This window comes from Rhodopseudomonas sp. AAP120 (assembly GCF_001295845.1).
Lineage (GTDB): Bacteria > Pseudomonadota > Alphaproteobacteria > Rhizobiales > Xanthobacteraceae > Rhodopseudomonas.
The window spans coordinates 1-17,435 of the sequence record NZ_LJIC01000044.1 but is presented as its reverse complement, the minus strand read 5'-3'; the positions used below and the strand labels follow the sequence as shown (position 1 = coordinate 17,435).

At 65.7% G+C, this 17,435-nt stretch carries 16 protein-coding genes and 1 pseudogene; 10 read left to right on the top strand and 7 right to left on the bottom strand.

Translation table 11 applies throughout. The features are described from left to right. The first annotated feature begins 142 nt into the window (after positions 1 to 142). Positions 143 to 1,465 carry an ImmA/IrrE family metallo-endopeptidase gene (locus tag IP86_RS08010; protein WP_054161991.1) on the top strand — a complete coding sequence of 441 codons (1,323 nt, stop codon included), beginning with the start codon at positions 143 to 145 and terminating at the stop codon, positions 1,463 to 1,465. Here the strand turns inward: IP86_RS08010 and IP86_RS29695 are convergent. The 4 genes from IP86_RS29695 to IP86_RS07990 all read right to left on the bottom strand — a co-directional run bounded on the left by IP86_RS29695 (position 1,454) and on the right by IP86_RS07990 (position 6,881). Then, positions 1,454 to 1,942 (bottom strand): tyrosine-type recombinase/integrase, encoded by a 489-nt coding sequence (locus IP86_RS29695; protein WP_054161990.1) that lies wholly within the window; start codon positions 1,940 to 1,942, stop codon positions 1,454 to 1,456. The genes IP86_RS08010 and IP86_RS29695 overlap by 12 nt on opposite strands. Positions 1,943 to 2,974: 1,032 nt before the next feature. Continuing rightward, complete coding sequence (locus IP86_RS08000; RefSeq protein ID WP_054161989.1) at positions 2,975 to 3,598, bottom strand: transglutaminase-like cysteine peptidase; 624 nt, start codon at positions 3,596 to 3,598, stop codon at positions 2,975 to 2,977. Between the two features lie 331 nt (positions 3,599 to 3,929). Continuing rightward, entirely contained in the window at positions 3,930 to 4,541 is a 612-nt protein-coding gene (locus IP86_RS07995; RefSeq protein WP_054161988.1) for a PilZ domain-containing protein, read from the bottom strand. Between the two features lie 66 nt (positions 4,542 to 4,607). Continuing rightward, positions 4,608 to 6,881 carry a hybrid sensor histidine kinase/response regulator gene (locus tag IP86_RS07990; protein WP_197279695.1) on the bottom strand — a complete coding sequence of 758 codons (2,274 nt, stop codon included), beginning with the start codon at positions 6,879 to 6,881 and terminating at the stop codon, positions 4,608 to 4,610. Positions 6,882 to 7,721: 840 nt separating this feature from the next. On the opposite strand from IP86_RS07990, the gene IP86_RS07985 reads away from it, so the two are divergent. Both IP86_RS07985 and IP86_RS07980 read left to right on the top strand, forming a co-directional pair. Next, complete coding sequence (locus IP86_RS07985; RefSeq protein WP_054161987.1) at positions 7,722 to 7,925, top strand: hypothetical protein; 204 nt, start codon at positions 7,722 to 7,724, stop codon at positions 7,923 to 7,925. A 158-nt stretch (positions 7,926 to 8,083) separates the two neighbouring features. Further along, positions 8,084 to 8,851, top strand: a complete 768-nt coding sequence (locus IP86_RS07980; RefSeq protein WP_054161986.1) for a Crp/Fnr family transcriptional regulator — start codon at positions 8,084 to 8,086, stop codon at positions 8,849 to 8,851. Here IP86_RS07980 and IP86_RS07975 read toward each other — a convergent pair. Beyond that, positions 8,833 to 9,393 (bottom strand): PAS domain-containing protein, encoded by a 561-nt coding sequence (locus IP86_RS07975; RefSeq protein WP_054161985.1) that lies wholly within the window; start codon positions 9,391 to 9,393, stop codon positions 8,833 to 8,835. The two genes, IP86_RS07980 and IP86_RS07975, sit on opposite strands and share 19 nt — an antisense overlap. Before the next feature lie 263 nt (positions 9,394 to 9,656). On the opposite strand from IP86_RS07975, the gene IP86_RS07970 reads away from it, so the two are divergent. The 3 genes from IP86_RS07970 to IP86_RS07960 all read left to right on the top strand — a co-directional run bounded on the left by IP86_RS07970 (position 9,657) and on the right by IP86_RS07960 (position 11,376). Continuing rightward, entirely contained in the window at positions 9,657 to 9,887 is a 231-nt protein-coding gene (locus IP86_RS07970) for a hypothetical protein (protein WP_054161984.1), read from the top strand. A gap of 60 nt (positions 9,888 to 9,947) precedes the next feature. After that, entirely contained in the window at positions 9,948 to 10,724 is a 777-nt protein-coding gene (locus IP86_RS07965) for a rhomboid family intramembrane serine protease (protein ID WP_054161983.1), read from the top strand. Positions 10,725 to 10,944: 220 nt separating this feature from the next. Next, on the top strand, positions 10,945 to 11,376 hold the full coding sequence (locus IP86_RS07960; protein ID WP_054161982.1) for a CBS domain-containing protein: 432 nt from the start codon (positions 10,945 to 10,947) through the stop codon (positions 11,374 to 11,376). Positions 11,377 to 11,391: 15 nt separating this feature from the next. Here IP86_RS07960 and IP86_RS07955 read toward each other — a convergent pair whose 3' ends face one another. Further along, positions 11,392 to 12,027: a TetR/AcrR family transcriptional regulator gene (locus IP86_RS07955; protein ID WP_054161981.1), complete on the bottom strand. Its 636-nt coding sequence runs from the start codon at positions 12,025 to 12,027 to the stop codon at positions 11,392 to 11,394. Positions 12,028 to 12,176: 149 nt separating this feature from the next. Here IP86_RS07955 and IP86_RS07950 point away from each other — a divergent pair, with 149 nt between their 5' ends. Genes IP86_RS07950 through IP86_RS29020 form a run of 3 tightly spaced genes read left to right on the top strand, consistent with a single transcriptional unit; the run spans position 12,177 to position 15,758 of the window. Beyond that, positions 12,177 to 14,444 carry a TonB-dependent siderophore receptor gene (locus IP86_RS07950; RefSeq protein ID WP_054161980.1) on the top strand — a complete coding sequence of 756 codons (2,268 nt, stop codon included), beginning with the start codon at positions 12,177 to 12,179 and terminating at the stop codon, positions 14,442 to 14,444. A gap of 28 nt (positions 14,445 to 14,472) precedes the next feature. Then, positions 14,473 to 15,585 (top strand): PepSY-associated TM helix domain-containing protein, encoded by a 1,113-nt coding sequence (locus IP86_RS07945; RefSeq protein WP_054161979.1) that lies wholly within the window; start codon positions 14,473 to 14,475, stop codon positions 15,583 to 15,585. Then, on the top strand, positions 15,582 to 15,758 hold the full coding sequence (locus tag IP86_RS29020; protein WP_197279693.1) for a hypothetical protein: 177 nt from the start codon (positions 15,582 to 15,584) through the stop codon (positions 15,756 to 15,758). Before IP86_RS07945 ends, IP86_RS29020 begins: the two co-directional genes overlap by 4 nt. Positions 15,759 to 15,778: 20 nt before the next feature. On the opposite strand, the gene IP86_RS07940 is transcribed toward IP86_RS29020, so the two are convergent. Beyond that, a complete protein-coding gene (locus tag IP86_RS07940) occupies positions 15,779 to 16,804 on the bottom strand; it encodes a patatin-like phospholipase family protein (RefSeq protein WP_054161978.1) in 1,026 nt (341 codons plus the stop codon). A 257-nt stretch (positions 16,805 to 17,061) separates the two neighbouring features. Here IP86_RS07940 and IP86_RS07935 point away from each other — a divergent pair. Continuing rightward, a pseudogene (locus tag IP86_RS07935) lies at positions 17,062 to 17,435 on the top strand (hypothetical protein); the annotation flags it as partial.

The following is a 17,435-nucleotide window of genomic DNA, read 5'->3' as shown; positions in this document are numbered from 1 at the left end:
GTGGGTTAACGGATTCCCCAAACACGTGTGGCATCGAGATGGTGATGTCTGGTACGAAGCGTGCACGGAGGCTGGAACTGCAGGCACTTATCACGCTTACCCGATCGAGGTCGCGAATCTCCCGCCAGGATTACTTTAGATCATGAGTGATTTCGAGCTCCGAGTGGATTGGATCGACCAAGAGGGGCGGAACCAATCGGACGCGACCTTGGCTAACCTGTTAATCCGGGTGGGGGGGATAACTGTCACTGAGTTCTTCGATCGTCAGCTCTCCAAGTCTGGCAGCCAGAAGCAAAATCATTGCATGGCTTTGCAGGTGCCAGCCTATTTCATCGCCGAGTGGATTGCTGAAAATTGGTGGGCCATTCTTTGGGAGCCGAGGAAGAACGAAGAAGAGGCTGACGATGAAGAATTTCTGGCAAGACATTCGCTTTTGACAGCTCAGCACGGCTTCTCCTTGCCACGAATAGAGTTCGTGCCCTCCGGCGGGGCAGTCCAGATCAGGGCAAGAGCAAGAGATCCTCGATATTCTGACGTCAGGTTTTGCAACTCGGCATCCGCGATTGCTCTGCGTGAGAAATTCGAGCCTGAGCTTCGGATGTTTGTTCAGTCCGTCGTCGACAAACTGAGCGAGCGGCGAGTGGTCGACACTTGGCTTCAGGACACTTGGTCGTTGATTAGTGAGACGACGGACGATCAGCTCAATTTTTGCCGCTTCGCGGGTGCTCTCGGGCTCTCTCCATACGACATCGACGATGTACTGGCTTCGTTGATTGAGCGTCTGGAAAACACTATCGGCTATCGCCTACTGATGGATCTTTGCTTGGCCTCTACCGCGAAGGACTTTGTGTCTGTAGCGGAAGTAGCGGAAGAGGCTGTCGCTCTGACGACGACAGTGGAAACGTCCACGCTCTCACCGATTGAATCGATTCCGGTCCCTGTCGATAACTACTCCGTTCCTGCCTACCGGCGCGGTTTGCAGGCTGCCGAAATGCTACGAAAGCGGCTTAAGATCAGCGACACGGATCCGAGTGCTGCAACTCGCATTTTCGATATGCTGGAGATCGATACCAGAGTTCAAACTAAATCGGCTCCCCGGACTGAGGACGCCGCAGTCACTGGCGCTGTAGTGCGCTGTGAGAACGAAATGAAGGTGGCGCTTCTGCAGCCCACCGAAGCGAAGCGGCGTTTCGCTGCTGCAAGAGCTGTTTTTTCAGCGTGGTCTTCTGAGACACCGACCGAGAGCAGGCTTTTGACCTCAGCTGTCACGCGTGATCAACAGGCGAATAGAGCCTTCGCGGCGGAGTTAATGGCGCCGAAGGCATTGATCCGTTCGCGGTCGAAAGGCAAGAAAAGCAAGTTTACTCAGTCTGATATCAGAGAGCTCGCTGATGAGCTGCGCGTCAGCCCAGACGTGGTACGTAAGCAAGCTGCCAATAATGGAATTAGCGTCTCATTCGGGTAAGGCGCGGCCGGTTTGAGGCTTCGGTAGCAAATCGACCCGCCTCCATTCCTCTCGCGCGGCGACGTGCGCATACCGCGCAGCCGAGCGGGGGGCGCGCCAACGGCCGGTGGCGACTAAGCCCTGCACGTCGGCGCCACCATGGCGGCGCATCCACGTCGCCCAGGTGTGGCAGAACGTGTGGAAGCCGACGAAGGCAAGGCGGTGAGGCGGGATGCGCCGATCGGCTTTAGTGTCGCCGTGCTTGCGGGGCTTCGTCGTTATGCCGCACACCGCGAGTTTGGCGCGAACGAGACGATCCTTCAGGCCGCCGCCTTGGCGGAACGGAAAGACTCCGCCGCTGGTCGTGCCTTTGGCGAAGGCCCGCATTTCCTCGCGTAGCTCGGCCTGAAGCAGCACCGTGCGGGGATCGTCGTTCTTGCTGGTGGCGATGTAGGCGACGCCGAGATCGAAATCGATCTGCTCCCAGCGTAGCGCCATCAGCTTCGCTGATCCGGCAGCCGGTGTACAACAGGAAGCGCAGCAGCATGCCGGAGGCCGGATCGTCGCGATCGGCCGCGGCAATGATGGCAAAAGCGTCGTCGACGCAGAGAAAGTCCGTGACGATCCTGCCCCTGGCGCCCTTCGGCCGCTTGAACTGAATATCCCGGCCGGCGCGGTGTAGCACTGCGGACACCGGCGTGTAGACCTTGCGGTTGCGGGTGGCGAGCGTTGCTGTGGGGTAGAGCGCCAGCGCGGCGGCGTCGATCTCGGTCTGTCCGATGTCGGTGATCGGCGTTTCGCCGAAGTAGCTGATCAGCCGGGCGAGGTTCTCACGTTCGCCGCCGCTGCGCATGTACGCGACGGCGGCGGCGATGGACGTTTCGCCTGACGGGGCGGCGGGTTTTTCTGGAAACTCACCACGTTCGATGCGCCCCTCGAGGAGCTTGCGCTGTTGTTCGGCAACGGCCTTCCGAGGAGTTCCTGCGCTTCTGTCCACACGGACGCCGAGGTATGTCCCGCGGATCGTCCAATTCGGGCTTTTGCCTTTGCGGGGCGGGGACGAGCTTGAGCGGCATGGTGTAACCATCGTGGCGTCGAGAATGCGGGCGATATCGTTCTCCCGGAACAGCTTCGTCCGCCCGACCTGACTGTAGAAAGGCCGGCCCTGCGCGTCTACCGGGTGTTTGGCGAGCCAATCCTGCAGCCAGCGCTTCGACAAGCCATGGGCTCCGGCCTTGCATGCCGCCAATTGAAGCGCTCGGAGCCGGCCGGCGCAAGCGCGAACGCGTCGAGAACAAATTCCACGGATTTTCCACGCTCTGGCCTGCGCGGTTCTGCGATCGTTCTGCACGATAGCGGCATCGAGCAGCCGCAAAAGCCCAGCAAAATCAGAGTTTCTGGACTTATCAAAGGTTGCGGCCAGCCTTGGGGGAGGCTGGCCGCGCACGATCCGATCTGGGACGGGGAGGGGTGGGGATTTGACCGGATCGTGTGTTCGAATGCTCCTGTGTGGTCGGTGGTGTCGCGGCCTCAGCGCTGCTGTGCGCTGGCGGTGGCGACGGCCGGGCGATTGTCGCCGAGGGCGACCCATTCATTGGCGTCGGTCTGCGACTGCCGCTTGACGAAGCGGTAGCCGGTCTCGGTCCAGGCGACGACGTCCTCGTTCTGATTGTCGAGGATGAATTCGCCCTTGTCGGTCTTCACCGTCAGCACCGCGTGACCTTCGTTCTTCTTGTCGCGCACCACCGTGATCAGCAGCGCCTCGCGCGGCCAGCCGGCATCGATCAGCATCTTGCGCTTCAGCAGCACGTAGTCTTCGCAATCGCCGTAACCGTCAGTCGGCAGCGACCACTTCTCGACTACGCCCCAATGGTCCATGTCGGTCAGCGGCTTGACGTTGTCGTTGACCCAGCGATTGACCTTCAGCAGGTCCTGCCAGGCGGTCTGCGTCAGCACGATGTCGCGCGCCTGGGTGCGGCCGCCGCGGCATTCGACCGGAGTATCGGCGCAGAATTCGACCCAGCCGATCGGCGCGCGCGTGGTATCACCGATGCTGGCGTAGCGAACCTTCTCGGCCGCCTGCGCCGTCGCGTTGATCGCCACCATCGTGGTGGCGATGAGTAGTCCCGTCCGCAATCCCCTGCTACCAAACATTGTGGCCCCCGTTTTCTTGTTGGGACCATGTTTTGCACAAACGATTTGCAGGGCCGCTAAATCAAATCAGTAAAGTCGAGGCGAATACTTGTAAAACCAAGCTCTCGTTCGATTTATACTTGAATCGAATTTGCATAAAATTTGATGCAATCGGATTTGATTCAAATTCGATCGATTACGCCGCAAGTGCCTGCAACGCCGCTGCTAATCGGGTCGGGCTGCGCGCCGGTTAACCATCGCGGCGGCCGCGAAACGCAGCACGGCGGGCCGCGCGCGGCGCGGCTTGACGTCTGTCAGGCTGTCGGAGGAGCGGCCGCGAGGCCGCGGGCGTTCACCGCGCGGTAACGCTATCTTCGAGCGTCTCTTCGAGCTGCTCGTGGACGAACTCGAGCGCGAAGCCATCGTCGAGGTGACGCACGACGCGCGACTGGACGCGGCCGAGGAACACCTGGGAGCCGACCGGCGGCCGCTGCTCGGCGGCGATCGCGGCGCCGGAGCGCGACATGTCGATGATCCGGCAACTCATCCGCGTGCCGTCTTCCAGGATCATCACGGCGATCGGGTTGCGCGGCACGATGCGGTCGTGGCGGCGGTCTTCCGGCAAATTGAGGATGTCGCGGTTGGCGAGCCAGGTGAGCTGCGCCGCCAGCTTGTCGCGCTTGCGCGGCGTGGCGCCCACCGTCATGGCGAAGCCGTTGTCGATGATCCTGGTGATCTTGCCTTCGACGCGGCCGATATGATCGAGGTAGGCGACGACGCGGTCGCCGACATTGCCGATGCCGGGCGCCAGCATGGCCAGCCCGCCCGGCGACATGTTGATCACCTGGCAGGGAAATTCGCGGCGGTCGGGCAGCATGTAGCGGCCCAGCAGATGCACCTTCACCCGCTGGAATCGGCGTCGCTCGGCCGTTGCCGGCTGGATGGTCTGTTTGTGCAACAACACGGAAATTCCGCTGCTCGGCCGGACGTTCGATCCTGCAACCCTAGGGTGCTCAGGGTTAACGTCTCGTTAGCAGTCGGGGCCGGCGGGGGGCGCGTCCATGACGTCGCGCAGCCGCTGCGCGAGCTCGGCCTTGCGATACGGCTTGGTCAGGATCGGCAGGTCGCCGCGCCCGCGGCTGCGGCCCGCGATGGTGTCGAGCGCATAGCCCGATGTGAGCAGCACGCGCAGCTCGCCGCGCCGCGACAGTGCGGTCTCGGCGAGCTCCCAGCCACTGATGCCGCCGGGCATCACCACATCGGTGAACAGGATGTCGATATGCGTGTCGCCGTCGAGGATCTGCAGCGCCTCGGCGCCGTCGATCGCGGCGATCACGGTGTAGCCGAGGCTGCGCAGGCACATCACCGCGTAGGAGCGCACGAACGGATCGTCCTCGACGATCAGCAGGACTTCGCCGCGCGCCGCCAGATGCTCGACGACGTCGGAGGCCTGCGCCGGGAGGGGCCTGCCGTTGCCGGCCGCCGGCAGATACAGCCGCACGGTGGTGCCGAGCCCGGGCTCGCTGTAGATCGAGACGTGGCCGTTCGACTGCTTGACGAAACCGTACACCATGCTGAGGCCGAGCCCCGAGCCCTTGCCGACCTCCTTGGTGGTGTAGAACGGCTCGAACACCCGATCGAGCACCTCCTTGGGCATTCCCGATCCGTTGTCGGTCACCGCCACGAGCACGTAGTTACCGGGGCGCACGTCCTTGTTGACGAGCTGATAGGACGTGTCGAGCAACACGTTGGCGGTGGTGATGCTGAGCCGGCCGCCGCCGACCATCGCGTCCTGGGCGTTGAGCGCGAGATTGAGGATGGCGGATTCCAGCTGCGTGCGATCCGCATAGGCGGCGCGCAGGTCGGCATCGAGCTCGGTGTCGATCGCGATGTCCTCGCGCATGGTCCGCCGCAGCAGCTTGTGCATCGATTCCAGCAGTTCGTTGCAGTCGATCTCGACCGGCTTCAACGTCTGGCGGCGGCTGAAGGCGAGCAGCCGCTGCGTCAGTTCGGCGCCGCGCTGGCCGGCCTCGCCGATGTCGCGGGCGAGGCTGCGCAGATCCTGCCGTGCCTTGAGCTGGTCGGAGAGAAATTCAGCGTTGCCGACGATCACCGTGAGCAGATTGTTGAAGTCGTGCGCGATGCCGCCGGAGAGCTGGCCGACGATCTCCATCTTCTGCGCCTGTACCAGCTGCTCCTCGGTATGCTTGCGCTCGGTAAGGTCGTGGATCACCGCGACGAATACCGACTCGCCTTCCTGCACGGTCTCGCCGATCGACAGATCCATCGGGAAAGTGCTGCCGTCGCGGCGCAGGCCGGTCATCTCGCGGACGCTGCCGATGCGTTCGTCGGCGCCGGCGGTCCGGCCGGAGCGGAAGAACGACTGCACCAGCTCCGCGTTCGCCGCCGGCATCAGCATCGAGATATGGCTGCCGATGACGTCTTCGGCCGCGTAGCCGAACAGCCGGTGGCAGGCGAGATTGAAGGTTCTGATCAGGCCATGCCGATCGGTCAGGATCACGCCGTCAACCACAGTCTCGATCAGTGTGGCGATCCGCGCGTCGGCCTCGCGGATGACCTGTTCGGCACGGCGTTGTTCGGTGATGTCGCTGGTGACCTTGGCGTAGCCGATCAGCATGCCGCGGGCGTCGCGCAGCGGCTGGATCGCCACATGGGCCCAGAACACGCTACCGTCCTTGCGCAGCCGCCAGCCGGTGGTTTCGAACCGGCCGCGGTCGCGCGCCAGTTCGAGATTGCGTTCGGGCTCGAGATCGGCACACGCGTCCGGCGGATAGAAGATACGGAAATGCCGGCCGAGAATCTCGGCGGCCGTATAGTGCTTGATCCGCTGCGCACCGCGATTCCAGCTGACGACGTGGCCGTCGACGTCGAGCATATAGATCGCGTAGTCGCTGACACCTTCGACCAGCCGCTGGAAGTTCGACGAGCCGGCCTCGCGGTCCGCGCGCAGCAATTCGGTTTCGTCGAGTTCGCGGGCAGTGGCCACGATGAACGCGGCGTCGCCGATCGCGACGGTCGCGGTCGAGAGCGCGATGGTCAGGGCGGTTCCGTCCTCACGCCGCGCCAGCGCCGGCGAGGGGGGTGCGGAAGGCCGGTGTGTCCAGTCCGGGATCAGGGTTGCGATGTCTTCGCCGAGGGCCTCGCGGGCCGGCCAGCCGAACAAGACTTCACTGGCGCGGTTGAACAGCACGATACGGTGCTGCGGATCGACCAGCAGAATGCCCTCCGGGGCGGCCTGGAACACCGCCCGCAGCAGCGACGCGTCGGCATGCTCCACCATCATCGCGGATCGGCGGCGGAGTGCGGCGCGCCGTCCCTTCTATACGGTGTGTGGGTCGAGTGACCGGCCTGATCGGACATCCGTCGCAACAATCGGATCATTGCATCCCCCGCTCGTGTGTTGCAGCCGGAAGATCCGCCGCGCACACGAATCGTCATCCCCGTGCAACTTTTCGATAGGGCCGTTGCGTTGTCTGCCCGGAACCCGGAATAACCAGGCCACTCATCCACTGCTGATGCGGCGCCCAGGATTGCTCCTGATATCGGGAGTTAGTTTGTACTTCTGCGTCGCAAGTGAGTGATGTCACGCGTGCAGGCCCGGCACTGCGCCGCCGCGGCAGCATATTATTCTCTGTCAGCGGCATGATGATCACGCCGCATCAAGTATCTGTGCTGCTCACTCCCGGTCGTGATGATGAACCCGCGAATATCTCGCGCCTGGTCGTGCGCAAACGTACGGCTGTCGCGGGCTAGTTGAGCGCTGCCAAGCCCGGCGGACCGGGGGGCGAGGGGGTGTGACGGGACGTCGCGGCGGCTGCCGTCCGTCGCGATGCTCCGCAGCAGGGCCGCCGGTAAGGGCGCGCACAATCCTTCGCGCCCTGCGCGCCGCTGCTGCGGAGTGTGGCTTACGCTGCAAATGTCTGATAGCTTGATGCTAATTTGGCTCGTCGCGGTCCGACCGACACCGTGTTGTGCCGCGTTCGGCCAGGGCAATGCCCCAATTTTGGGAACCGCAGCTCCGGCCGAAGATGGTTGCACTGCACGATGCTTTTTCAAAGCTTGAGCGAGATCAATCCTCCCCAAGCCGCGTGCGTTATTGCACACTCCGTTGAGGAGAATCCCGATGGCAACCTTTACCAACAGCCTTGCCGCTTTGCGCTCCGGCCGCGATGTGCCGGCGGACGTCGAAGAGGAATTGCGCGTGCTCACCGCTCTGCTCGGCTGCATCATGGTCGCCGAGGACGCCGGCGGTCCGCCCGATCGCCGCAGCTCGCTTCACCATCTGTCGCCGCCGGTGGCAACCGAACGATTGGCCAAAGCGGTCTGAAGCTTTCATTTTGGGTAGTTGTACGAACTGGACTTTATCGCCCCGCGGCATGATTAGTTGTTGCTGGGGCCGCGATATCGTGACAGCGCGCGGCGGTCGGAAACGTTCCTGCCGGAGCGCGTAACAGCGCCGCATCCGGCGATTGCCGGGTGGGTTCCATGGTGACGAGTCGCCAATCACCGAACGATCTGCTGGCCGCGCTGCCGTCGTCCGACTTCGATCTGCTGCGTCCGCATCTGCGCACCATCGACATGGATTTCGGCCAGGTGCTGGTCGAAGCCGGTGCCGCGGTGAAGCAGGTGATTTTCCCGCATGCCGGCATCGTCTCGACGATGGAGCGGCTGCGCCGCGGCGAAACGATCGAGGCCGGCGTGATCGGACGCGACAGCGTGGTCGGCAGCGGCGCTGCGCTCTACGACGTGCCGGCGCCGTCGGCTGCGATCGTGCGCTTTCCCGGCACGGCGTCGGCGATCGACGCCAGTCATTTCCGGACCCTGGTCGAACTGAGTTCGGCGCTGCGCGCCGCGGTGGCGCGCGACCTTTGGCTGCGCGCCGTCAAGGCCGAGCAGACCGCCGCCTGCAATGCGGCGCATTCGGCCGAGCAGCGCCTGTGCCGGCGGCTGCTGCAATCCCGGGCGATGAGCGGCAGTGACGCGATGCTGCTGAGCCAGGATCTGATGGCGCAGATGCTCGGGGTGAAACGCAATACCATCTCGCTGATCGCTCATGCGTTGCAGCAGAAGGGCGTCATCCGCTACAGCCGCGGCCGGATGGCGATCATCGACGTCGAGGCGCTGAGCCGGCGCGCCTGTGAATGCCATCTGTCCGACGCCTCGGCGAGGCTGCCGATGGCGCTGCGCACGACTCCGGTGCCGTTGCAGCGGTCGACGCCGGATTTCAGCGCGATTCAGCGCAGCCCTTCATAGACCATCAGGCCGCGCGCCACTTCCCATTTGCGCAGGACCCGCGGTCGCAGCCGCCGCGAGGGGCGGCCGAGCGTCCGCCATGCGGCAAGCCGCAACTCGCCGAGATCACCGTCGAGCCGGGGACCGACCACTGCCAGCGAACCGGTCATGCTCAGCGGGGTGTGCAGCCGCGGCGCGAACGGCAGCAGCAGCATCTCGAGATGCGCCAGCGTCCCGCCGCGCAGGCTGCAGGTCAGCCCGGCGACCAACGGGAGGGACTCCTCGGCGACGACGCTGAGAATATCCTGGCATTCGCTGCGGCTGTCGACGGCAAACAGCCCGGGCAGGGCTTCGCCCTTGATGTCGCGGCCGAACAGCGCGCACAGCCGGGTTCCGGCCACCCGGAACGGGTAGCCGGCCGCCGCGTCGCAGGACAGCACGAAAATATCGCCGAGCAATTCGCGGACCGCGCTCGGCTCGATATCGCTGCGTTCGGGTGCCGGCGCGGTGCCGCGCTGGGCGTCCCAATACGCGAAGAACGCGCGACTCGACGGATGCTTCATACTTCTACCTGGCCCGCGCCGAGCGCGCCCGGGGACAGGTCTGTCCCATATCCGCGCGGCGCCGGCCCCTCGTTTGTTGTGCAGGATGGCCGTTGCAGCGTCCATGCCGGAGGCCGGGAGGGGCCGTGTTAACCCCTGTTTTGTCGCGTTAAGGTTAAATTAACTACGTTTGTTAACGTCGTGACTCCCACGTATTTCCGGGCTCACCGAGCGATCTGTGGACCGGTGTGAGCCGCCCTCGTTGCGTTAAGGATAAATTAACGATGCGCTTTGCGTCGGCGATGGCGGGCCGTAAGGTCGCCTCGTTCTTCGGCGCGGATGAGCTCCAGGCATCCGGGCAGACGGGCAGGGTGGCTGAAAAACAAATCGGCGCCGCGCGGCCGAACCGCAGCGGTGCGACGACAGGATCGAGGGGAGCGCTTTCTCAGGGCGCTCCCCTTTGTCTTTGCGCGGCCGCCGCCGATTGCATTTCACTCTTCCGGGAAATGCTCTAAGGGATCGCATTGTCCCTTCCGGGCCGCATCGCGGGCCGGGCCGTTCGCAGGTCGTACCCGTTGGATTCCCAGCCCGCCCAGCAGCCGCTGCCGCTTCCGCCGGAGCCGCCGCGCGAGCCGATCCTCAACCTGCCGGGCGCGCTCGCCGCCTATGTGGCGCTGCTCGCCGTCATTCACCTGCGGGTGCTGCTGCCGCCGGACCTCGAATACTGGACCATCGAGGTGTTCGGCTTCATTCCGCGGCGCTACGATACGACGCTGCTGGCGGCGCCGTTCCCGGGCGGAACCGGCGCCAAGATCTGGAGCTTCGTTACCTATTCGCTGCTCCACGCCAATCTGAGCCACATCGTTTTCAACGTGTTGTGGCTGCTGCCGTTCGGTAGCGCGGTGGCGCGGCGGTTCGGCGCCGTCCGGTTCTTCCTGTTCATGGCCGTCACCGCGATCGGCGGCGCGCTGGCCCATCTCGTCACCCACGAGCACGAAATCGCCCCGATGATCGGCGCGTCGGCCTCAGTGTCGGGGGCGATGGCCGCGGCGATCCGCTTCGCCTTCGCGCGCGGCGGCTTCCTGACGCTGCGCCGCGGCGACGCGGACGAGGCGGCGCGCGTGCCGGCGCAGCCGCTGCTGCGGGCGCTGCGCGATCCGCGGGTGCTGGCATTCCTCGGCATCTGGTTCGGCATCAACATCATCTTCGGCATCGGCTCGATCGCCGTCGGCAATGAAGGCGCCAGCGTCGCGTGGCAGGCGCATATCGGCGGCTTCTTCGCCGGCCTGCTGCTATTCTCGGTGTTCGACCCGGTGCCGCGCCGGCAGGCCACACCGGCCGATCCCGACTAATCAGTTCGGCGGTCGCTTGCTGCTACGTGCTGCGCCGCGGCGCGGCTGTTGCACCGCCCGCACGCCAACGCGGATTCGCCGCATTCCTGCATATTCTTGCTGATGAGTTCGGGCGACGCGCGACGGCGGCGGAACCATTCTGCGGCCTCGCGCGATGATCCTCCGAACGGAATGCACGCTGCGGCAACGGCAGCGGCAGCGGCTCATCAGGGAGGCGGCAATGACGGTGAAGGCTATTCTCGAATCCAAAGGTCGCTACATCTACAGCGTCGAGCCCGACGAGCGGCTGTCGGCCGCGGTGAAGACGCTGGCGGAGCGCCGGGTCGGTGCCGTGCTGGTGATGCGCGGCACGCGGCTCGACGGCATCCTGTCGGAGCGTGACGTCGTGAGGGTGCTGGCCGATCGCGGGCCGGCGGCGCTCGATCAGCCGGTGCACACGGTGATGACCCGCGACGTCGTGAGCTGCAGCCAGACCGATACGGTGAGCAGCATCATGGAGGTGATGACGCTGTCGAAGTTCCGGCATCTGCCAGTGCTCGACTCCAGCGAACGCGTGGTCGGCCTGATCTCGATCGGCGACATCGTGAAGTGGCGGCTCAGCGAATACGAGCACGAGCAGCGGGCGCTGCACGACTACATCAAGTCGGCCTGACGGGCCGGGCGCTGCTCAGCGGCGCGCGCCGTCGAGGAACAGCGCCCACGCTTTGTCGAAATAGGCGGTCTGGGCCCGGGCCGACGCGTAGGTCGTCCCGCCCAGCATCGCGTCGATCATCGGCCCCACGGCGATGCAGTTGAGGATCTGCATGGCGAGAAAGCGGGCGTCGCCCCGGGCCAGCGCCCCGGCCTTCTGCGCCTCGGCGATCAGCGACAGCAGCCGGTCCATGATCGGATCGTCGGTTCGGCTCGCCACCGCCTGACCGACGACGAGCGCTTCGCTGAAGGCGATCCGCTTGAACGCGATCAGGGTCGGGTCGAGATTGGCGGCGAGCAGCCAGCGCGCCGCGGCGCGCAGTTGCGTCAGCGCGTCGCCGGTCTGCGTCGCCATCGTGGTCTGGAAATGCGCCACCGTCTGCGCCCGCGCATGTTCGACCACGCCCTCGAACAACGCCAGCTTCGACGGGAAGCGCCGGTACACCGTGTCCTTGCCGACGCCGCACGCCGCCACGACCTGTTCGACCGAGGTCGCGGCGAAGCCCTGCTGCGCGAACAGCTGCGAGGCGGTTTCGATGATGTGAAGCGACTTGGCTTCGACATCGCCTTTGCGCGGGCGTCCGCCTTTGGAAGTGATGGTCGAACTCGGCATCGCGGTCCTTGATCGTCGCTACGACGAAGCAGGTGTTTCGAGCAATTCCAATCCCAGATTTGCGATCCTTTGGCAATCGATCTGGACAGGACGGTCCCGTCCCGTTTATTTCCCCGCCGCCGCTGGAGGCAAGGTGTCGGGGGATATCGATGGGACGTGAAAACAAGATCGTCGCCGGACTGGGCGTCGCCGTTGCGCTGTCGCTGAGTAGTGGCGGGGACGCGGTCGCGCAGAACGCAGGCGACGCCGCGGTGGCTCTGCCGCCCGTCACCGTGCAGCCGGCCGAACGGCGCGCGGCGCGGCGAGCTGCGGTTCGCCCTGCGGCTCAGCGCGCGACGCCGGCGCGCACGCCGCAGCGCGAACAGGCCACGCCCGCGACGCGGCCGGTCAACGCGACGAACACGTCGGACCGCTACGCCGCCCGGACGAGCGGCACCGCCACCAAGACCGACACGCCGGTTCTGGAGACGCCGCAGTCGATCTCGACGATCACGCGCCGCCAGATGGACGATCAGAACGTCCAGACCGTCGCCAACGCGCTGCGCTACACCGCCGGCGTACTGTCCGACGCCGACACCAATTCGCGCTTCGACAGCGTGTTCATCCGCGGCTTCGGCGCGTTCGGCACCGCGACCAACTACGTCAGCTTCCTCGATGGCCTGAAGCTGCCGCGCGGCCAGGCGTTCGCCAACACGGCGATCGATCCGTTCCTGCTCGACCGCGTCGAAGTGCTGAAGGGGCCGTCGGCGGTGCTGTACGGGCAGACCAGCCCGGGCGGTCTGGTCAATCAGATCAGCCGGATGCCGAGCGCGCTGCCGTACAACGAGGTGCGCGTCGAGGGCGGCACTTATGGACGCCTGCAGTCCGGCATCACCAGCCAGGGCGCGCTCGATCCGGAGGGGCACTGGCTGTACAGCCTGAGCGCGATCGGCCGCACCTCGGGTACGCGCTACGACAATGTCGACGAGCAGCGCTTCGCCGTCGCGCCGGCGCTGACCTGGGCGCCCGACATGGATACGCGCTTCACCATCCAGAGCTATTATCAGAAGGATCCGAAGGGCGGCTATTTCAACTCGCTGTATCCGACCTCGCTGGCGCCGCTGCAATACCGGCCGTATCTGAATTCCAGGCTCAACGTCGGCGATCCCGGCTATGACTCGTTCGAGCGAGAGCAGTACGGCGTCGGCTATCAGTTCGACAAGCGCCTCAACGAGGTCGTCAGCGTCAAGTCGAGCCTGCGCTACTCGCACGTCGACATCGACTTCAAGTCGCTGCAGATGAACGCGCCGCTCACCGCGACCGGCACGATTCCGCGCTGGGCGATCCGCTCGATCGAGGACGTCGGCGGGTTGTCGACCGACAATCGCGTGCAGTTCGATCTCGCCACCGGCGCGCTGCAGCACAAGATCATCACCGGCGTCGATTACCAGAACACGCGCAGCAACTGGGTCTATCAGCTCGGCGCCGCGACCTCGCTGGACGTGGTCAATCCCTTGTACAATCAGCCGGTCGGCCCTCTCGCCTCGCTGATCGACAGCGGCCAGAGCCTGGTGCAGACCGGCCTCTATGCGCAGGATCAGATCAGCCTCGGCGGCTGGCGCGCCACGCTCGGCGTCCGCCACGATTGGGCCGAGCAGAGCACCGAGAGCCGGCTCGCCGGATCGCGCTCCAGCCAGTCGGACGACAAGACCACCTATCGGGCCGGGCTGCTGTATCTGTTCGACAGCGGCTTCGCCCCGTATGTCAGCTATTCGACCTCGTTCGAGCCGGTCACCGGCGTCGGCGTGGATGGCCGGGCCTTCATCCCGACCACGGCCGAGCAATACGAAGGCGGCATCAAATATCAGCCGACCTTCCTGCCGATCCTGCTCACCGCTTCGGTGTTCGACATCCGCCAGCAGAACGTGCTGACGCCGTCGTCCGTGCCGGGCTTCAACGTGCAGCAGGGCGAGGTCCGCTCGAAGGGCGTCGAACTCGAAGCCCGCGGTAACGTCAGCGACGGCCTCGAGCTGGTCGGCGCCTTGACGTTCCTCGACACCCGCGTGGCGCGGTCCTCGGATGCGTCGATCGTCGGCAACCGGCCGCAGGCCGTGCCCGACTATTTCGGCTCGATTTGGGCGAACTACACGTTCCAGTCGGGCCCGGTCACGGGCCTGACGTTCGGCGGCGGCATCCGCCATGTCGGCGCGAGCTATGGCGACGACGCCAATACGCTGCGTACGCCGGCCTACACGGTGGTGGATGCGGCGCTGAAATACGATCTCGCGAACCTGGCGCCGAGCCTGAAGGGCACGACGCTGACGCTCAACGTCAACAACCTGTTCGACAAGGAGTACTATTCGAGCTGTTCGTCGGGCTATTACTGCCAGTTCGGCAATCGCCGCACGGTGCTGGCGGGGATCAGGTACCGATGGTGAGGGCCGACCACCAGGGGGCGCGGCGCCGATGACGCGGCGCGCCGTTGCGGCCTGGGTGTGGGTGCATCGCTGGAGCAGCCTCGTCTGCACGGTGTTCGCGCTGCTGCTGTGCCTGACCGGTCTGCCGCTGATCTTCAAGGACGAGCTCGGTCCCGACCTGAAGCTTGCGGACACCACGGCCGCGCCCGGCACCGCATCGGTGGATGCCATGGTGGCGCGCGCGCTGGCGGCGCGGCCGGGCGAGGTGGTGCCGTATCTGTTCTACGATCGCGATCATCCGATCCTGAAGGTGCCGACCGCGGCGTCGATGACGGCCGACCCGGCCACGTTTCACTATCAGGTGTTCGATACCCGGACCGGTCAGCAGATCGAAATTCCGCAGCCGAACGAGGGCTTTCTCTATGTGATGACGCGGCTGCATCTCGATTTGTTCGCCGGCGTGTCGGGGACGCTGTTTCTCGGCTCGATGGGATTGCTGCTGGTGATCGCGATCGTGTCCGGGGTGGTGCTGTACGGGCCGTTCACGCGGCGTCTCGATTTCGGCGTGGTACGCACCGGCAGCCGTCGGCGCAGCTGGCTCGACCTGCATAACCTGCTCGGCATCGCGACGCTCGCGTGGTTCGGCGTCGTCGGATTCACCGGCGTCATCAACACGCTGGCGGCGCCGATCGAGCTCGCCTGGCAGGCAAATCAGCTGGTCGAGATGGCGGCGCAGGCGAAGCCGGCGGCCGGCGAGGGGCGGCGTGCGGCGATCGACGACGTGCTGCGCGCGGTCCGCGCCGAGGTGCCCGGCATGAACGTGATGACGGTCGCGTTTCCCGGCACTCCGTTCGCCACGCCGTCGCACGTCGCGATTTTCCTCACCGGCAACACGCCGATCACCAGCCGCATCCTCAAGCCGGCACTGGCCGACGCAGCGACCGGGGAGATCGTTTCGGTGCGCGACATGCCGTGGTACGCGACCGCACTGTTCATGTCGCAGCCGCTGCATTTCGGCGACTATGGCGGGCTGCCGCTCAAGATCATCTGGGCGCTGCTCGATGTCGTGACCATCGTGGTGCTGATCAGCGGGCTGTATCTGTGGGGAGCGAAGCGGTCGCGCCGCGAGGCCTTGTCCGAAACGGAAGGTCGCGCCGCATGAGCTCGCGACCACAATGGCGGTGGCCGATCGCGCTGGCGATTGCGACGGTGTTCGGATTGCTGGCCGCGCTGATCGGCGAGGGCGGCGTGTGGTGGGTCCTGTGCTGGATCGCGCTGGCGTCGCCGCTCGTGACGATCGCCTGGTGCGTTGCGCGGAGCGGCCGCAGCGGTTGATGGCCGCCGCGTCGGCTCGCTCAGGTCTCGACCGGGACCTCCGGCTTGCCGCGCTGCGGCGCCGCTTCCTCGATCGCTTCGCGGATCGAATCCATCGCGCGTTCAGCCGCCCGCGCGCCGTGCGCGATCATTTCGTCGGCTCGGTGGAAGTCGAACCAGCCGATCCGGCCGACCCGCGGCGAGATCAGCATGTCGGGCGGGTCGCCGGCCAGGCGGGCGCGGGTGATGCGGTCCTGCATGATGTTGAAGGCGTCGACCATCACCTTGGAGATGCCAGGCCGGCTGTCGCTGCCGAACAGCTCCTGCTTGACGAACCGCTCCGGCGAGAAGAACCGGCCGAAGCCACGCTTCGGCGTAGGCTCCGGCGACGGCTCGATCTCTTCTTCGATCGAGCCGTGGGAGAAGATCGTGGTGCCGTGGCCGAACACGTCGCTCGACACGTTGGCGGCGATCACGATCTCGGCGCCGAGCGCGCGCGCGGCAGACACCGGCACCGGGTTCACCAGCGCGCCGTCGACCAGCCAGCGGTCGCCGATCAGCACCGGCGAGAAAATGCCGGGCAGCGCATAGGACGCCCGCACCGCGTCGACGACCCGGCCGTGTGTCAGCCAGATCTCGTGGCCGGTGCGCACTTCGGTGGCGACGCTGGCGAATTTCTGCTTGAGGTCCTGGATCATGATCTGGCCGAGCGTAGCCTCGAGCTGCGCGGCGAGCTTGCTGCCGCCGATCAGGCCCGAGCCGTTCAGCCGGATGTCGAGATAGCCCAGAATGTTGCGCGGCTGCAGCCCGCGCGCCCATTCCTCCAGTGTGTCGAGATGGCCCGCCACATAGGCGCCGCCGACCACCGCGCCGATCGAGGTGCCGACCACCACGTCCGGGGCGATTCCCGCCGCCAGCAGGGTGCGCAGGATGCCGATATGGGCGAAGCCGCGGGCGGCGCCGCCGCCGAGCGCCAGGCCGATCACCGGCCGGCGGATGACGTCGAGACCGACCTTGTCCGGGGATGGCGGGGTGCTTTGTCCGCGACCGATCAGATTTTCCAGCACGGCTGTCTCCTCGAATCCGCGACGACATTCCCCGCAAGGAGGCCGGCACGGTGTAAACCAGTCGAAATCAAAGCGCGATCAATTGATCCTTGCCAGACCACTTTGCGCCGCATGATGAATGCCTGTGGAGGGCCGGACTAGGGGTAAATCGTGACATTCCGGCGAATATCACCCCATTACCGGCAGGGCGGCGCGTCGCATCCCCGTCGCGCGGCCGAGGCTTGAATTTGCCGCGTTTTCAGTGAAAACCATCAGGCATGATTTGCAGGGGTAAAACTGGCCGGCCGGGGCCACGGGGATGGCTGCGGCTCGCCTGCGCGTCCGCCTGTCTGGCCGCCCTGTTGGTGCAGCCGGCGGCGGCGCAGTTCTTCAGCGACCGTCCGCCGCCGATTCCCCCCGCTTCCGTGCCGGAGCCGCCGGCCGGCGGTGCGATCAGCCTGGCGCCGTCCGGCGGGCCGGCCGCGGTGCCGACCTTGCCGGCGCCGCTGACCCAGCCGCCGGTCGCCGCGGTGACGCCGCCGGCGTCGTCGCCACTGCCGGCGCCGGTCGCGCCGTCGCAGGGCGTGCTGGCGCTGACCGCGCGTTACGGCAAGGACCTGCCGACCATCAACAGCGGGCTGGTGTGGCGGGG

What these genes read in the sequence shown, in the direction of transcription:
- IP86_RS07945 (WP_054161979.1), top strand. Translation starts at nt 14,473, where the DNA reads ATGACGCGGCGCGCCGTTGCGGCCTGGGTGTGGGTGCATCGCTGGAGC.
- IP86_RS29020 (WP_197279693.1), top strand. Translation starts at nt 15,582, where the DNA reads ATGAGCTCGCGACCACAATGGCGGTGGCCGATCGCGCTGGCGATTGCG.
- IP86_RS07955 (WP_054161981.1), bottom strand. Translation starts at nt 12,027, where the DNA reads ATGCCGAGTTCGACCATCACTTCCAAAGGCGGACGCCCGCGCAAAGGC.
- IP86_RS07960 (WP_054161982.1), top strand. Translation starts at nt 10,945, where the DNA reads ATGACGGTGAAGGCTATTCTCGAATCCAAAGGTCGCTACATCTACAGC.
- IP86_RS29695 (WP_054161990.1), bottom strand. Translation starts at nt 1,942, where the DNA reads ATGGCGCTACGCTGGGAGCAGATCGATTTCGATCTCGGCGTCGCCTAC.
- IP86_RS07985 (WP_054161987.1), top strand. Translation starts at nt 7,722, where the DNA reads ATGGCAACCTTTACCAACAGCCTTGCCGCTTTGCGCTCCGGCCGCGAT.
- IP86_RS07950 (WP_054161980.1), top strand. Translation starts at nt 12,177, where the DNA reads ATGGGACGTGAAAACAAGATCGTCGCCGGACTGGGCGTCGCCGTTGCG.
- IP86_RS07970 (WP_054161984.1), top strand. Translation starts at nt 9,657, where the DNA reads ATGCGCTTTGCGTCGGCGATGGCGGGCCGTAAGGTCGCCTCGTTCTTC.
- IP86_RS08010 (WP_054161991.1), top strand. Translation starts at nt 143, where the DNA reads ATGAGTGATTTCGAGCTCCGAGTGGATTGGATCGACCAAGAGGGGCGG.
- IP86_RS08000 (WP_054161989.1), bottom strand. Translation starts at nt 3,598, where the DNA reads ATGTTTGGTAGCAGGGGATTGCGGACGGGACTACTCATCGCCACCACG.
- IP86_RS07980 (WP_054161986.1), top strand. Translation starts at nt 8,084, where the DNA reads ATGGTGACGAGTCGCCAATCACCGAACGATCTGCTGGCCGCGCTGCCG.
- IP86_RS07975 (WP_054161985.1), bottom strand. Translation starts at nt 9,393, where the DNA reads ATGAAGCATCCGTCGAGTCGCGCGTTCTTCGCGTATTGGGACGCCCAG.
- IP86_RS07990 (WP_197279695.1), bottom strand. Translation starts at nt 6,881, where the DNA reads ATGATGGTGGAGCATGCCGACGCGTCGCTGCTGCGGGCGGTGTTCCAG.